General features: G+C 62.3%; 12 protein-coding genes. 6 read left to right on the top strand and 6 right to left on the bottom strand.

All coding sequences use genetic code 11. From position 1 onward, the window contains the following. Nucleotides 1-2 precede the first annotated feature (2 nt). From OZ911_RS10895 to OZ911_RS10880, 4 genes are all read left to right on the top strand, one after another. Entirely contained in the window at nucleotides 3-896 is an 894-nt protein-coding gene (locus OZ911_RS10895) for a hypothetical protein (protein ID WP_070086884.1), read from the top strand. After that, on the top strand, nucleotides 893-1,150 hold the full coding sequence (locus OZ911_RS10890) for a PAAR domain-containing protein (protein WP_023048001.1): 258 nt from the start codon (nucleotides 893-895) through the stop codon (nucleotides 1,148-1,150). Before OZ911_RS10895 ends, OZ911_RS10890 begins: the two co-directional genes overlap by 4 nt. 331 nt (nucleotides 1,151-1,481) lie before the next feature. Then, the gene (locus OZ911_RS10885; protein WP_023048000.1) at nucleotides 1,482-1,892 is read left to right on the top strand and encodes a histone-like nucleoid-structuring protein, MvaT/MvaU family; all 411 of its coding nucleotides are present in this window, start codon (nucleotides 1,482-1,484) and stop codon (nucleotides 1,890-1,892) included. A gap of 324 nt (nucleotides 1,893-2,216) precedes the next feature. Beyond that, a complete protein-coding gene (locus OZ911_RS10880) occupies nucleotides 2,217-3,506 on the top strand; it encodes an MFS transporter (RefSeq protein ID WP_371855216.1) in 1,290 nt (429 codons plus the stop codon). 510 nt (nucleotides 3,507-4,016) lie between these two features. Here OZ911_RS10880 and OZ911_RS10875 read toward each other — a convergent pair. From OZ911_RS10875 to OZ911_RS10865, 3 genes are all read right to left on the bottom strand, one after another. After that, the gene (locus OZ911_RS10875; protein WP_016486115.1) at nucleotides 4,017-4,832 is read right to left on the bottom strand and encodes a sugar phosphate isomerase/epimerase family protein; all 816 of its coding nucleotides are present in this window, start codon (nucleotides 4,830-4,832) and stop codon (nucleotides 4,017-4,019) included. A 31-nt stretch (nucleotides 4,833-4,863) separates the two neighbouring features. Further along, nucleotides 4,864-5,916 (bottom strand): Gfo/Idh/MocA family protein, encoded by a 1,053-nt coding sequence (locus tag OZ911_RS10870; protein WP_016486114.1) that lies wholly within the window; start codon nucleotides 5,914-5,916, stop codon nucleotides 4,864-4,866. Nucleotides 5,917-6,056: 140 nt separating this feature from the next. Continuing rightward, nucleotides 6,057-6,833: an IclR family transcriptional regulator gene (locus OZ911_RS10865; protein ID WP_016486113.1), complete on the bottom strand. Its 777-nt coding sequence runs from the start codon at nucleotides 6,831-6,833 to the stop codon at nucleotides 6,057-6,059. 194 nt (nucleotides 6,834-7,027) lie between these two features. Between OZ911_RS10865 and OZ911_RS10860 the strand changes: the two genes are divergently transcribed. Further along, a complete protein-coding gene (locus OZ911_RS10860) occupies nucleotides 7,028-8,740 on the top strand; it encodes an FAD-dependent oxidoreductase (RefSeq protein ID WP_023047999.1) in 1,713 nt (570 codons plus the stop codon). Between the two features lie 213 nt (nucleotides 8,741-8,953). Here the strand turns inward: OZ911_RS10860 and OZ911_RS10855 are convergent, their stop codons facing one another. The 3 genes from OZ911_RS10855 to OZ911_RS10845 all read right to left on the bottom strand — a co-directional run bounded on the left by OZ911_RS10855 (nucleotide 8,954) and on the right by OZ911_RS10845 (nucleotide 12,911). Beyond that, nucleotides 8,954-10,447 (bottom strand): aldehyde dehydrogenase, encoded by a 1,494-nt coding sequence (locus OZ911_RS10855; RefSeq protein ID WP_070086885.1) that lies wholly within the window; start codon nucleotides 10,445-10,447, stop codon nucleotides 8,954-8,956. 196 nt (nucleotides 10,448-10,643) lie between these two features. Next, complete coding sequence (locus OZ911_RS10850) at nucleotides 10,644-12,026, bottom strand: aspartate aminotransferase family protein (protein ID WP_016486110.1); 1,383 nt, start codon at nucleotides 12,024-12,026, stop codon at nucleotides 10,644-10,646. A gap of 42 nt (nucleotides 12,027-12,068) precedes the next feature. Then, nucleotides 12,069-12,911, bottom strand: coding sequence for a helix-turn-helix transcriptional regulator (locus tag OZ911_RS10845; protein ID WP_016486109.1), 843 nt, complete (start codon nucleotides 12,909-12,911; stop codon nucleotides 12,069-12,071). A gap of 282 nt (nucleotides 12,912-13,193) precedes the next feature. On the opposite strand from OZ911_RS10845, the gene OZ911_RS10840 reads away from it, so the two are divergent. After that, complete coding sequence (locus tag OZ911_RS10840) at nucleotides 13,194-14,576, top strand: APC family permease (RefSeq protein WP_060516325.1); 1,383 nt, start codon at nucleotides 13,194-13,196, stop codon at nucleotides 14,574-14,576. The last annotated feature ends 35 nt before the right edge of the window (nucleotides 14,577-14,611 follow it).

Here is a 14,611-nt window from a genome sequence, read left to right as displayed (position 1 = left end):
TCATGACAACCACCTGGATATTTAGCCCAACCTCAGACTCCCGAACTAAGCCGGCCATTGGCGGGCAGCTTCTAAGCTTATACGGAGACACTTTATGCCTGCGAAACCCATGGGTAACAGATTCCGTATTCATGGGAAAACTGTACTGCGCATTGATAATAGTATTGATAATTTTCCTCTACCCTGACTTGCTATCCAACGAAGCTTGGGAACCATACACTTTCAGCCCAATTTTGCTCATTGGAACGGCAACAGGCCCTTTCATTTTCCTTCCATTTCTAATTTACCGAATATATTTCATTAAACACTTATCAAGTTTCTGCCTCAATCGCTCAACTCAAAAAATCTACTACCGACGCTTGAGCAAGGTATTAGTCTTTGAGTGGAGCAACACCGGAGGTGGTATTTTCAAGCGTACCGAATACGGCGGTTCATCATTCAGCACCGGTTACGCCCTCGCATTCGCCCCTCGCCGGGAGGATGGCAGCCTCCACCAAAAAGACTGTCTCTGGGTCGACAGCAACGAACCCACCGAACCCGGCGTCAAACACGTCGCTGAAGTCTGGGAATACCTTCGCCATTTCATGGATCACGGCCCGGACAATCTGCCCCCGCCCGGCGAACCCAACTGGTGGCACAAACCGCTGCACGCCATCTGCCTGACGCCGGCAGAAGCCTGGCAACACTACGCGCCCTGGCGAACAGGCGAGCCCGGTGAAATGCAGGGCAAAAAGAACTGGCAACTGCCGTTCTGGGCCGTGCTGTTCCCCTACAACCTCACCGTTGCCATCTGCTGGTACTTCATCTGCAAACTTTTCAACGTCCGAGCAGCACCACCGCCCCCAGCAGCCTTCGAAGAACCCCCCGTTCAACTCCGCAAAAGGAAGCGCAAATGAAACCCATCGTACTGGTAGGCCATCGCCATAGCTGCCCGCTCCATGGCGAAGGCACTGCGGAAACCGGCGCAAGCGCAACATTCGTGGATGGCAGGGCCGTCGCACGCGTGGGCGACCGCATCAGTTGTGGCGCAGTCATCGAAACCGGCGCTGCATGCACGATTATCGAGGGCCAACCCGCAGCGAGGGAGGGAGACACTACCAGCCACGGAGGGGCTCTGATCGAGGGGGACCAGGGTTGGCTCATTGATTGAAAGCAAATACCGGCACTGAGCCGAATGCGGTAAACCCCAGCGTTAAAACCAAACCTCTCCCTCGGTTTTGAAGCCGGTCAATCAATTGATTGGGCCGTTCTTCGGTCCAAATAACGAGGATGCGCTCACAGGCACAGTACCCCATGGTAATTGACGATATTATAATAGCCTCCAGCGTGGGAATATTCTTACACAGGGCACTTAGAACTAAACAGCCCACGCTCAACACAGCCCCATGGGTTATCAAGAAAAATCCATCAAATTATTTCACCGCTTGCATTTACGCCCGACAACCACTAACACTTATCTCATCGCCCGATGGAGATAAGCCATGTCCCGCCTCGCCGAATTCCGTGCCCTCGAACGACTGCTTACGGCAAAGCCCGAACTTTCCTTCATTAAAATCGACCCCAACCTCATCCGTGACTTCGAATTTGAAAGCAAACTTCACATGCTGCTTGCCGAATATCAATTCAATCTGTCCCATGTCCTGGCCATCATCGAGAGCGAATGCACGACCAACATTGACGAGGTCTATCAGCAATGCCGTCCTGTCGCACCGCCCCGACTTTATAGAGCCCGGCAAAGCAAATACTATATAAACCCACACACAGGGCAGGAAGTTGAAGCAAAGAGCACCCTGCACAAAACCGTGCGGTTGTGGATTCAGCAGTACGGCCGGGAGGAGGTCGAAAGCTGGGCAACTGCATGGTCTGTGAACACGCCCAAATCTGCCCAGTAGCCCCCCTGACCCTGCCAGGCACGACCACCACAGCCTGTCCTTCCCTTCTGGACCTGCGCCCCATCAGGCAACCAGGTTGAAAGCCTTCTACCCTTTATTGGCGTGAATCCCTGCCGCGCCCGCAAGCCAACGCAACCGTTCGGTAACCGAACAGTAGCCCGTCTCTTGAATTGACGCTGCCGCCTTCACTGCTCACCATGCACCGGCCTTGCGTGCCCGTCCTGCCTGGGAGCCGGTCACGTACCCGTAGCACCGCAGCTGAATACAATTTCAAGAAACGAGCAGTCTATGAACCACACCAAGACCACCCCCGCCGCGCCCCGGATGCATCAGGGTTCGATTGGCGACAAGCTTCGCGGCGCCTTCGGCGTCGGCAAGACCCGCTGGGGCATGCTCGCCCTGGTGTTCTTCGCCACCACCCTGAACTACATCGACCGCGCCGCCCTTGGCATCATGCAGCCCGTGCTGGCCAAGGAGATGAGCTGGACGGCGATGGACTACGCCAACATCAACTTCTGGTTCCAGGTTGGCTATGCCATCGGCTTTCTGCTGCAGGGCCGGCTGATCGACAAGGTTGGCGTAAAACGCGCCTTCTTCTTCGCCGTGCTGCTGTGGAGCCTGGCCACCGGCGCCCATGGCCTGGCCACTTCAGCAGCCGGCTTCATGGTCTGCCGGTTCATCCTGGGCCTGACCGAGGCCGCCAACTACCCGGCCTGCGTGAAGACCGTGCGGTTGTGGTTCCCGGCGGGTGAGCGGGCGATCGCTACCGGCCTGTTCAACGCCGGCACCAACGTCGGCGCCATGGTCACGCCGGCCCTGCTGCCGCTGATCCTCGCTGTGTGGGGCTGGCAGGCCGCGTTTATTGCCATGGGCTGCCTGGGCCTGGTGTGGGTGGTGCTGTGGGTGTTGAAGTACTACAACCCTGAAGACCATCCCAGCGTGCGCCAGAGCGAGGTGCAGTACATCCAGCAGGATGACGAGCCAGAGCCGACCCGCGTGCCGTTCAGCCGTATTCTGCGCCTGCGCGGCACCTGGGCTTTTGCGGTGGCCTATGCGATTACGGCGCCGGTGTTCTGGTTCTACCTGTACTGGCTGCCGCCGTTTCTCAACCAGCAATACAGCCTGGGCATCAACGTGACCCAGATGGGCATCCCGCTGATCATCATCTGGCTGACGGCGGACTTCGGCAGCATCGGTGGCGGCATCCTGTCGTCCTGGCTGATTGGCCGAGGCGTGCGGGCCACCACCGCGCGACTGGTGTCGATGCTGATCTTTGCCTGCACCATGGTCAGCGTCGTCTTTGCCGCCAACGCCAGTGGCCTGTGGGTCGCCGTGGCGGCCATCTCGCTGGCGGTAGGCGCGCATCAGGCGTGGACAGCGAATATCTGGAGCTTGGTGATGGACTACACACCCAAGCACCTGGTGAGCACGGTATTCGGCTTCGGCAGCATGTGCGCGGCGATTGGCGGGATGTTCATGACGCAGATCGTCGGCAGCGTGCTGACCGCCACCAACAACAACTATGCCGTGTTGTTCACGATGATCCCGGCCATGTATTTCCTGGCGCTGGTGTGGATGTACTTCATGGCACCACGCAAGGTCGAGAGCGCCTGAGGGCGCTAGCCACTTACCTCTACGGGGCCCTTGCGGGCCCTTTTTTTTCGGTGATCACACGGAGAATGGCACCGGCTCCGCCGGTGTTCGCGGGGCAAGCCCGCTCCCACAGTGACCGCGCTAGCTCTCGGGTGTTGTGCAAGACAGTTGTCACCACAGGTACTGCATATGCCTGAAGCCTGCGCGATTACCTGTGGGAGCGGGTTTACCCGCGAAGAATCCAACACGGTGAATGGCACCGGCTCCGCCGGAGTTCGCGGGGCAAGCCCGCTCCCACAGTGATCGCGCTAGCTCTCGGGTGTTGCGCAATACAGTTGTCACCACAGGTACTGCATAAGCCTGAAGCCTGCGCGATTACCTGTGGGAGCGGGTTTACCCGCGAAGAATCCAACACGGTGAATGGCACCGGCTCCGCCGGTGTTCGCGGGTAAGCCCGGTCCCCCTGTGATCGTGCAAACTTCATCGTGTGAGCAAGACGGTTGCTCCCGCAAAGCCACATTGCCGGTCGAATCAGGCTGTGGCCAATACCGCCATGGCTTTCTCCAGCGCCATACGCGCGCGCTGTTCGCCGCTGATGCCCTGCTCAAGCAACTGCCGAGTGGGGATTTCCAGGCTTAGCGGCACGGTTGGCGGCAAGCCGCGCAGCAAGCTGACCAGGTCGGCATCGCCGTCACCAGGGAAGCGCCGCTCGTTACGCGCCTGGCGCAGGATTTCGTCCATGTCGGCCGGTACCGGGCCGGCGACGTCGCACAGCTGGGCGTAGCGCATGCGCTGCGGCGCCAGTTGTGCCAGGTCGTCCAGCGAAGACCGGGAGCGATTGAAGTGGAAGGCATCCACCAGTACGCAGCCATTGCTGCGGTCGGCGTTGGCCACCACCCGCATGGCCTGGCTCAGGTCGCGCACATCAGTCCAGGGCATGAACTCCAGATGCGGGTAAATGCCATACCCCGCTGCCAGGTCACACAACGCGGCAAAGCGCTCGGTCAGACGGGCTTCATCCGGGTCGTTGCCAGCCACCAGCAGCTCTGTGCCACCCAGCTCGGCGCCTACCGCCAGAATAGGCTCGAAATCGGCCACGCAGGTTTCGGGCTTCAGGCGCAGTATCTCCAGGTCGAGCACCTTGATACCGGTGTCGCGCAGGCGCGCCTGGGTGTGCCGGCGCAGGTCGGCGTCGGCCACCAGCGGGAAATGCTGCTCCTGTTCGGTGGCCGGCACCAGGCGCAGGCCAACGTGGCTGTAACCGGCGCGGGCAGCTGCCTCGACCATGTCCGGCGGGGACAGTTCGAGGACCGTCAGGGCGGCGAGGGAGAAAATTCGATCAGTCATTGTTCGTCACCAAAAATAAGTCAAGGTCGGCTTAGGCAATCTGCTCGGGCGCACAGGCTCGTCCGCTTTGTGAGGCCTGGCGAATGGCTTCGACCAGCGCCAGGGTGCGGCCAGCGTCGGCAGCGTCGATCAGCGGCGCCTGCTCACCCCGGGCTACCCGCACGAAATGCTGCAACTGCAAGGTCAATGCCTCGCCGCCAGGAATGGTTTCTTCGCTCTGCAGCAGCGGCGTGTGCCAGCCCGCCCCCGCCTCGGCGTAGTGCCAGCGCTTGAGCTGGGGGATGCTGAGCGCCCCTTGGGTGCCGGCCAGCAGGTAGCATGGCTGGCCATCCTGGCGCGGGTACATCGGGCTTTCGCCAGAGTCCAGCTCCCAGCTCCAGGGCGCGGCTACCGCATCGGAGCCGGTGAGGCTGCCCAGCGCACCGTTGGCGAACTGCAAAAGCACCGCCGCGCTGTCTTCGTTGGCAAAACCGCGTACGTCGTTACGGGTGAATGCCTGCACCTGCACCACCTCGCCGCACAGATGGCGCAGCAAGTCGAGGTCATGGATCAGGTTGGTCAGCAAGAAGCCAGCCCCCGGCTCGCGACGCCATGGGGTGTCGAAGTAGCTGTCAGGTTTTTGCAGCTGCCACAGTGCGGTGACGTTGATCAGCCGGCCCAGCTTGCCGTCTGCAATCACCTGGTGCGCCTTGGCGATCAGTGGATTGTGCCGCCGGTGATGGCCAACCAGCACCGGTACACCCCGACTGCGCGATGCCTCTACCAATGCACGGACTTCATCCAGGTGCACACCCACCGGTTTCTCGACCAGCACTGGCACGCCAGCCTCGATGCAATCCAGCGCGGTCGCCACATGCAGGTTGTTCGGGTTGGCAACGATCACTGCCTCGGGGCGCACACGCTCCAGCATCTGTCGGTGGTCGGCAAAACAGGGCACACCCCATTCGGCGGCAAAAACTTCGGCCTGCGGACCGGGGTCGGCTATCGCACACAGTTGGGCTTGCGGCACATTACGCAAGTGCTGGTAGTGCTGGCGGCCCATGATGCCGGCGCCGATCAGGGCAATACGAAGGGGTGCGTTCAACAGCCTGTCCTCTTGTGATTGTTGTTGTGCTGATTCTGAAACCAGATTCCAGAATCAGCACTCGACAATTTAGAACCATGTTCAGTTTTTCAAAAGAACCGGCAGAACAGACTGTGCGGTAATCGACCAGTAATGTGCCTTCAGGCGAATAATTCGCTTGCCCGGCTAGCAGCGGACAGCTCTTGCGCCGCCGCCAGCAACAGTGGCGCCAGTTCTGCCAGGCGGCTTTGCGCCATCCGTGCGCTGGGGCCGGCAATGCTCAATACGCCGATCACCTCGTCAGTTTGCGGGCGACGCACCACCGCCGCCAAGGCCGAGGTCCCGACGGCCGAGGTTTCCTCCACCCAGGCATATCCCAGCTCCCGGGCACGGTGCAGGTAGGCGAGCAGCGCGTCGGTGGAGCGTGGCGCGTTCGGGCCGAACTGTGAAGGGTCGGCAATGCCTTGGCGCAACACCATCTGCAGCGCCTGCTCATCGTCCAGGCTGGCCAGCCAGGCGTGCCCGGAGGCGGTGTAGAACAGCGGCGCATCGCGGCCCATGTCCGGGTCGTAGCGCAGCCCGGAGCGGGCGCCTTGGGACTTGGCGATCCAGGTCTGCCGGGCACCGTCGATCACCCCAAGGCGCACCAGCTCACCGCTGTCCTGGGCCAGGCGGTCGAGAATCGGCTGGATGATGTCGGCGCCGTTGCTGGACAGGTAACGAAACCCAAGCGCCACCAGCTTTGCCGTTAACTGGTAGCGGCTGTTGTCGCGGTTCTGCCGCACATAGCCCAGCCGCACCAGCTCGGTGAGCATGCGGTGGGCTGCGCTCTTGGGAATGTCCAGGCGCTCGGCCAGGGTTTGCAATGGCAGCCCCTGAGGTTCACCGGTAAGGCTTTCTACAAGACTGAAGGCGCGTTCGATCTGACTACCAGCCATGACACAGGTCCCTGAATTTTTTGCGGATTCTAGAAGATGATTCCACATCAGCGGTAGAGGGCGCAGCCAGGACGCGGTGAAATGTCCGGTTATCGCCCAGTAGTTGCCTTACCAAGCGGCTATGCCCTTGCAGGCACAGGCGCTGCGGACAAAAATATGGAACCTTGTTCTAATAACAAAACAGGAACGCCGCAATGCCTTCTGCTGCTCTTGATACCGAATACGATGTACTGGTCATAGGCTCCGGCGCCGCCGGGCTGGCTGCGGCCGTGACGGCTGCGTGGCATGGGCAGAAGGTGATTGTGCTAGAGAAGGAGCCCGTGTTTGGCGGTGCCACCGCCTGGTCTGGCGGCTGGGCATGGGTGCCACGCAACCCCTTGGCACAGCGGGCGGGCATTGTGGAAGACATCGAGCAGCCACGCACCTACCTGCGCAATGAGCTGGGGGCGTATTACAACGCCGAGCGCGTGGATGCCTTCCTCGAGGCCTGCCCGCATATGGTGGCGTTCTTCGAGAAGCACACAGCCCTGCAGTTTGCCGACGGCAACGGTATTCCGGACATGCATGGCGACACGCCAGGTGCCGCCCAGGGCGGGCACCAGGTGATCGCTGCGCCGTACGATGCCCGCCAGGTTGGCGCCTTGCTGCCACGCCTGCGCAAGACCCTTCGCGAAACCTCGTTCATGGGCATGCCGATCATGGCCGGCGCCGACCTTGCCGCCTTCCTCAACATGACCCGGTCGCCCAAGGCCTTGCTGCACGTGTGCAAACGTTTTGGCCGGCACCTGTATCACCTGGCCCGGTATGGCCGGGCGATGCACCTGGTCAATGGTGTGGCGCTGGTGGCGCGCCTGGCCAAGTCGGCACAAGACCTGGGCGTGCACCTGCAGGAATCGGCGCCGGCCAAACGCCTGCTGGTCGAAGATGGCCAGGTGCGAGGGGTGCTGGTGAGCACACCGAAAGGTGATCGGCAGATCCGGGCCAGGGCCGTGGTACTCGCGGCAGGTGGCTTCCCCAACGACAACGTCCGGCGCCGGCAGCTTTTCCCGCGTGATGCCAGCGGCTACGACAACCTCGCCCTGCCGCCACAGGGTTGTTCCGGTGACGGGCTGCGCCTGGGTGAGTCGGCCGGTGGCGTGGTCGCCACCGACCTCAAATCGCCTGTAGCCTGGGCACCGGTTTCGCAAGTGCCGCACCGCGATGGCAGCGTCGGCCACTTCCCGCACATCATCGAGCGCGGCAAGCCCGGCATCATAGGCGTGTTGGCCAACGGCAAGCGTTTTGTCAATGAAGCGCATGGCTATTACGACTATGTGTCTGCCATGGTCGCGGCGGTGCCGCCGGCTGAGGAAGTGTGCTCATGGCTGGTCTGCGACCATCGCTTCTTGCGCCGCTATGGCCTGGGCCATGCCCGCCCGGCACCGCTGCCGGTATGGCCGCATGTGCGCAATGGCTACCTCAAACGTGGCGCCACGCTGGAACAACTTGCCCAGGCCTGTGGGATCGACCCGTCCGGGTTACGCGCCACGGTGGATGACTTCAACACCCATGCCCGCAAAGGCCAGGACCCGGCATTTGGCCGTGGCTCTACACCGTTCAACCGCAAACAGGGCGACCCGCTGTACAAAGGGCCCAACCCTTGTGTAGCGCCCATCGAGCATGGCCCGTTCTATGCGGTGAAGGTGAAGCCTGGCTGCTTTGGCACCTTTGCCGGGCTGCGCACCGATGGCAGTGCCCGCGTGCTGGATGAGGCCGGGCAGCCGATCCCGGGGCTGTATGCGGCGGGTACAGACATGGCCAGCGTGTTTGGTGGCTGGTACCCGTCGGGTGGCATCAACCTGGGCCCGGCGCTTACCTTTGGTTATGTGGCCGGACGGCACATTGCCGGGGTGCAAGGGTACGAGTGAGGTACGCCGAAAGGTTTGCAGCGTTTGCAAGATCGAGCGCCGCGCGGGCGGCGCTCGATCTCACAGGCGCTGAAACTGCTGCGGCGGACATCACTGTCAGCCTGATCTGATTTTTTGTCGCCCGATGCTTGCATCAGGTGGCAGGCATTCCTGCGCTCGAAGTTGTCGGCAATCGCCATCACCCGTTCGGCAATGCCGGGTGCTCTGCGAACCTCAGCCGCTCAACTGGTACCAGGTAGTCTTTAGCTGCGAATACTTGTCGAACGAATGCAGCGACAGGTCGCGCCCGAACCCCGACTGCTTGCCACCGCCGAAGGGCACCGTCACATCCAGCGCATCGACCGTGTTCACCGACACGGTGCCGGCTTTCAACGCCCTCGCTACCCGGTGCACCTGGTTGAAGTCATCGCTCCACACCGATGCCGCCAGCCCATAGATGCTGTCGTTGGCCAGGCGCACCGCTTCTTCTTCCGTGTCGAAGGCGCTGACTGCCAGCACTGGCCCGAACACTTCCTCCTGCGCCAGGCTGATGCGGGCATCCACACCAGCAAAAATGGTCGGCTCGATGTAGTTGTCAGAGCCTTCGATGCTCAGGCGCCGACCGCCACACACCAACCGTGCGCCCTCTTGCCCGGCGCGCGCAATGGCGGCTTCGATGCGGCCGGTTTGTTCGGCATCGACAATGGCACCAGCACGGCTCGCCGGGTCCAGCGGGTTGCCGGGCAACCACTGGCGGGCTTTGGCTTGCAGGCGCTCGACAAATTCGTCATGGATGGAGCGCTGCACGTACAGCCGTGAGTTGGCCGAACACACCTCGCCCTGGTTGAAGAAAATACCGAATGCGGCCTTTTCCGCCGCCAGGTCCAGGTCCTGGCAGTTTTCGAACACCAGGTTGGGGCTCTTGCCGCCGCACTCCAGCCACACCTGCTTGAGGTTGGACTGCGCCGAGTACTGCATGAAGTACTTGCCCACCTGGGTGGAACCGGTGAACACCAGGCAGTCCACATCCGGGTGCAGGCCCAGCGCCTGCCCGGCCTGCTCGCCCAGGCCCGGCACCACGTTCAGCACCCCTTCCGGCACGCCGGCTTCCAGCGCCAGCTGGGCCAGGCGCAGCGCCGAGAATGGTGATTGTTCGGCAGGTTTGAGCACCACGCTGTTGCCAGCTGCCAGCGCCGGAGCAAGCTTCCAGGCGGCCATGTCGAGCGGGAAGTTCCATGGCACCACGGCGGCAACCACGCCGAGTGCTTCCCGGGTGATGGTGACGAGTGCATTGGGCGCAGTGGGTGCCACCTGATCGTAGAGCTTGTCCAGTGCCTCGCCGTACCAGGCAAACACATGGGCCGAGCCCGGCACGTCGATGTTGTAGGCGTCCATCACCGGCTTGCCCATGTTCAGCGAGTCCAGCAACGCCAGTTCTTCGCGATGGGCCATGATCAGCTCGGCCAGGCGCAGCAGCACCTTCTTGCGCTCGCCGGGGGCCATGCGCGGCCAGGGGCCATGTTCGAACGCGCGCCGGGCGCTGGCCACTGCAAGATCGACCTCGGCCTGGCCGCAGGCGGCGACCTGGGCCAGTACGGTGTTGGTGGCGGGGTTGATGGCGGCGAAGGTGTTGCGATCCTGTGCGTCGACGGGTTTGCCATTGATCAGCGCTTTGGATGGCAGGTAGAGGTCAGAGGCACGTTGTTGCCAGCATTCGAGGGTGTACATTTGTACTCCAGGCGACCGCAGTGGCGATCATTTTGCGGAAGTAACAGGTACCGCACAGTCCGCAAGCGCGCCGTGCTCCCCCTTGTGGGAGCGGGCGTGCCCGCGAATCAGGCGACACGGAGGATGGCACCGGCTTGGCCGGTGTTCGCGGGCATGCCCGCTCCCACAGGGGAAACCGGTTGCCCTTGGCAACGGCTTAGAGCTTGCCAACCAACCGAGCGGTGCGGTCCACGGCAATGCGGGTTTTCTCCACCAGCTCATCCAGCTCGCTGTGGTTGGCGATCAGGGCCGGCGCCATGATCATCCGGCCCAAGGTTGAGCGAATGATCACCCCCTCCTCGAAACCAAAGGTGCGGCATTGCCAGGCCAGGTCATTCTCGTTGGCAAAGCGTTTGCGCGTCGGTTTGTGCTCGGCGAATTGCAACGCCGCCACCAAGCCGGCGCCCTGTACCTGGCCAATCAATGGATGGTCGGCGAACACTTCGCGCAGGATGCGCTGCAGGTACGGCCCGGTGTCATCCTTCACCTGGGCCACGATGCCTTCGTCGCGCAGCGCCTTCAGGTTGGCAATCGCCACCGCCGCCGCCACCGGGTGGCCGGAATAGGTCAGGCCGTGGGCAAACACCCCGCCGCGTTCCACCAGTGCCTCGGCAATGCGCTTGCTCAGTACCAGGCCACCCATCGGCACATAGCCGCTGGTCAGACCCTTGGCAATCGACAGGGTGTCGGGCTCGAAGCCGAAGTATTCGTGTGCGAACCACTCCCCGGTGCGGCCAAAGCCGCCAATCACCTCATCGGCGCACAACAGCACATCGTACTGGCGGCAGATGCGCTGGATTTCCGGCCAGTAGCTTTCCGGCGGGAAAATCATGCCGCCTGCGCCCTGGAACGGCTCGGCGATAAAGCCGGCGACATTCTCGGCCCCCAGTTCCAGGATCTTTTCTTCCAGCTGCAAGGCACAGCGGCGGCCGAACTCGGAAGGGGTCAGCTCGCCACCCTCTGCGTACCAGTACGGCTCATCGATGTGCGCAACATCCGGGATCAGCCCGCCCATTTCGTGCATGAACTTCATGCCGCCCAGCGCCGTAGCCGCCAGGGTCGAGCCGTGGTAACCGTTCCAGCGGCCGATCATGACCTTCTTGTTCGGCTGGCCGACCACCTGCCAATAGCGGCGCACCGTGCGGATCAGCACTTCGTTGGCCTCGGAGCCGGAGTTGGTGTAAATGGCGTGGCTGTAGTGCCCGGGCAGCAGGCTGAACAGCAGCTCGGACAGTTCGATCACCGCCGGGTGGGTGGTGTGGAAGAACATGTTGTAGTAGGCCAGCTGGTCCATCTGCGTGGCCGCGGCGACAGTCAGGTCGCGACGGCCATAGCCGAGCTGGGTGCACCACAGGCCAGACATGCCATCCAGGTAGCGCTTGCCCTCGCTGTCCCACAGGTGCAGGCGTTCGCCACCGACGATCACCCGCGGCCCTTCGGCATTCAGCGCTTTCTGGTCGAGGAAGGCATGGATATGGTGCGCGGCATCGGCTGCCTGGTAGTCGCGGGTCTGGCGTTGCGGGGCGAAAGGCGCATTCATTGTTGGTTTTCCTTTGCGGTGGGGTTGCAGGGTGGCTGGCGCTCAGCGCAGCTTGCCCATGTAGCTTTCCAGCGGGTCCTTGCCCAGCACGCCCTGGGCATTGGCCAGCGCGTCGATGAACAGGGAGAACAGCTCGGACTGGGTGCCGATGTCGAGCTTGGCGTAGACGTTCTTGCGGTGCGACTTGATGGTGTCTTCCGACACCCCCAGGCGCTCGGCCAGCGACCTGGTCGAGTGGCCACGCAGGATCAGCTGGGCGATACGGCACTCACGCTCGGTCAGCAGCGAGCTGCCGAAGTTGTTCAGCGCGGCGTGGATGCGTTGTTCGAGGATGTTCTCGAAGCGCCCGGTACGGCTGTCCAGGCCGGCGAAGTGCTTGCTCAGCACCGCCAGCACCCAGGGCGTGATACGCCCGAACAGCTCGCGGGTGTGCGCATCCAGCTTGTCGGTAAACGCCAGCGACACCGCCAGGCTCTGCCCCGGCGCGACCTGCAAGATGTAGTTGAGCTCATCCTCCAGGTGCGAGTGGCGGTAGAACGACTGGTAGTACTCGCTGACCTCGAAATGGTCGGGTGCCACTTCGAACAACCCATAGCACCCCGACGCTACCTGTTCCACACAGGCACCGTAGAACGGGTCGAGCAAGTAAAAGCCAGACAAGTAGCGGCTGACATTGCCCTCGGGCTGCCAGGGTGCCTTGTCGTCCTGCTCGAACAGCGCACAAGGCATGCCGTCGTGCGGGTACAGGTACACCGTGGTCGCCTGGATCGGCCGGATCACGCCAAGTGCGGCAAACAGGTTGGCGGCAAAGCCCGGCCGGCCGATTGCCTCGGTGACCTTGGCCAGGTGCTCGAACCACTGTTCTGAAAGCAATTGATTAGTCACTGTGGGCCTGCCGTTCCTATTCAGTGACACCGCCGCCAGTGCGGTGCGTTGTTGACCAGATACTCCCACGCCACCGCCGCCGCCGAAATCACCCTTTGGGGTGAGCCGGGCAAGGGCTGTTCCCGCTCACCCCAAAGGGTGATTCCGGGTACCTGCAGGGTGTGGGAGCATCAACCCGCCCCAGCGCTGCGAGCCTTCCGCTCGACCTCCTTGCACTTCACCCACCGGTAACGAGCCTGCTCGCGTACTGCGGTGTCCTGCATCCTTTTCCAGGAGTTAGCAATGCATACAACAACAAGTACAGCCCATAGCCCCGCCCATGACACCGCCGCGCACCCCGGCGCCAATACCGGCCGTTTCCGCAAGTCCATGGGGCTGACTGCCCTGGTACTGTTCGGCCTGGCCTACATGGTGCCCCTGGCCGTATTCACCACGTACGGGCTGGTCACCCAGATGACCAAAGGGCACCTGCCCACCGCCTACCTGCTCACCCTTGCCGCCATGCTGCTGACCGCCTACAGCTATGGCCGCATGGTCCAGGCCCACCCCTACTCCGGCTCGGTCTACACCTACACGCGCAAGGCCTTCGGCAGCCATATCGGCTTCATTACCGGCTGGACACTGCTGCTCGACTATATATTCCTGCCGCTGCTCAGCTACCTGCTGATCGGCATCTACATGTCAGAGTACTTTCCGGCCATTCACGCCTGGGTGTGGGTGGCAGGCTCCATTGCCCTGGTCACTTTCCTCAACCTGATCGGCATCGAGTCCATCACCCGGGTGAACTGGATCCTGGTGGTCATGCAACTGGTGTTCATCATTGTGTTTGTCGCCCTGTCCATTCTGAAGCTCAGCGGACAGGCGGAGCCGGTATCGCTGCTGGCGCCCTTCCACCACGAAGGCTTCAGCGCGCCGCTGATCATGACCGGCGCCGCGGTGCTGTGCCTGTCTTTCCTGGGGTTCGACGCCGTCTCGACCATGGCCGAAGAAACGACCAACCCGACCTACCGCATACCGGTGGCGATCCTGGCCGTTTCGCTGATCGGTGGCTTGCTGTTCCTGGTGGTGTCGTACTGCGCGCAGATGGTGTTCCCAGACTGGGGCAGCTTCGTTGACCCGGATTCGGCCTCTGTGGATGTGATGCGCCGTGTCGGCGGCGAACTGCTGGTAACCGCTTTCACTGCCACCTACGTGGCCGGCTGCTTCGCCTCGGCCATGGTGTCCCAGGCCAGCGTGTCACGCGTGCTGTTCGCCATGGGCCGCGACGGCGCATTGCCGCGGGCGTTCGGCCAACTGATGACGAAAAAGCGCGTGCCGGCCACCGCCATCCTGGTGGTCAGCCTGCTGTCGCTGATCGCCTTGGTGATCACCCTCGACACCGTGGCCAACATGATCAGCTTTGGCGCGCTGTTCGCCTTCTCGGCGGTGAACCTGGCGGTGGTCAAGCACTATCTGGTCGACCAGAAACTGCGCGGTGGCCGCAACTACCTGCTATATGGTGCCATTCCTGGTCTGGGCTTTCTCAGCACGCTGTGGCTGTGGAGCAGCCTGACCAGCCTGTCGTTCACTATCGGCCTGTGCTGGATGGGCATGGGCCTGGTGGTGCTGATGGGGCTGACTCGCGCGTTCCGGGTGAAGCTGCCGGAGTTGCAGATGGCGGAGTGACGCAAAACTCGGGGTGATAACTGGTCGTTATCACC

Source organism: Pseudomonas fortuita (genome assembly GCF_026898135.2).
Classification (GTDB): domain Bacteria; phylum Pseudomonadota; class Gammaproteobacteria; order Pseudomonadales; family Pseudomonadaceae; genus Aquipseudomonas; species Aquipseudomonas fortuita.
This window is presented reverse-complemented; position numbering and strand designations above follow the sequence as displayed.

What these genes read in the sequence shown, in the direction of transcription:
- OZ911_RS10895 (WP_070086884.1), top strand. Translation starts at nt 3, where the DNA reads ATGACAACCACCTGGATATTTAGCCCAACCTCAGACTCCCGAACTAAG.
- OZ911_RS10890 (WP_023048001.1), top strand. Translation starts at nt 893, where the DNA reads ATGAAACCCATCGTACTGGTAGGCCATCGCCATAGCTGCCCGCTCCAT.
- OZ911_RS10885 (WP_023048000.1), top strand. Translation starts at nt 1,482, where the DNA reads ATGTCCCGCCTCGCCGAATTCCGTGCCCTCGAACGACTGCTTACGGCA.
- OZ911_RS10880 (WP_371855216.1), top strand. Translation starts at nt 2,217, where the DNA reads ATGCATCAGGGTTCGATTGGCGACAAGCTTCGCGGCGCCTTCGGCGTC.
- OZ911_RS10875 (WP_016486115.1), bottom strand. Translation starts at nt 4,832, where the DNA reads ATGACTGATCGAATTTTCTCCCTCGCCGCCCTGACGGTCCTCGAACTG.
- OZ911_RS10865 (WP_016486113.1), bottom strand. Translation starts at nt 6,833, where the DNA reads ATGGCTGGTAGTCAGATCGAACGCGCCTTCAGTCTTGTAGAAAGCCTT.
- OZ911_RS10860 (WP_023047999.1), top strand. Translation starts at nt 7,028, where the DNA reads ATGCCTTCTGCTGCTCTTGATACCGAATACGATGTACTGGTCATAGGC.
- OZ911_RS10855 (WP_070086885.1), bottom strand. Translation starts at nt 10,447, where the DNA reads ATGTACACCCTCGAATGCTGGCAACAACGTGCCTCTGACCTCTACCTG.
- OZ911_RS10850 (WP_016486110.1), bottom strand. Translation starts at nt 12,026, where the DNA reads ATGAATGCGCCTTTCGCCCCGCAACGCCAGACCCGCGACTACCAGGCA.
- OZ911_RS10840 (WP_060516325.1), top strand. Translation starts at nt 13,194, where the DNA reads ATGCATACAACAACAAGTACAGCCCATAGCCCCGCCCATGACACCGCC.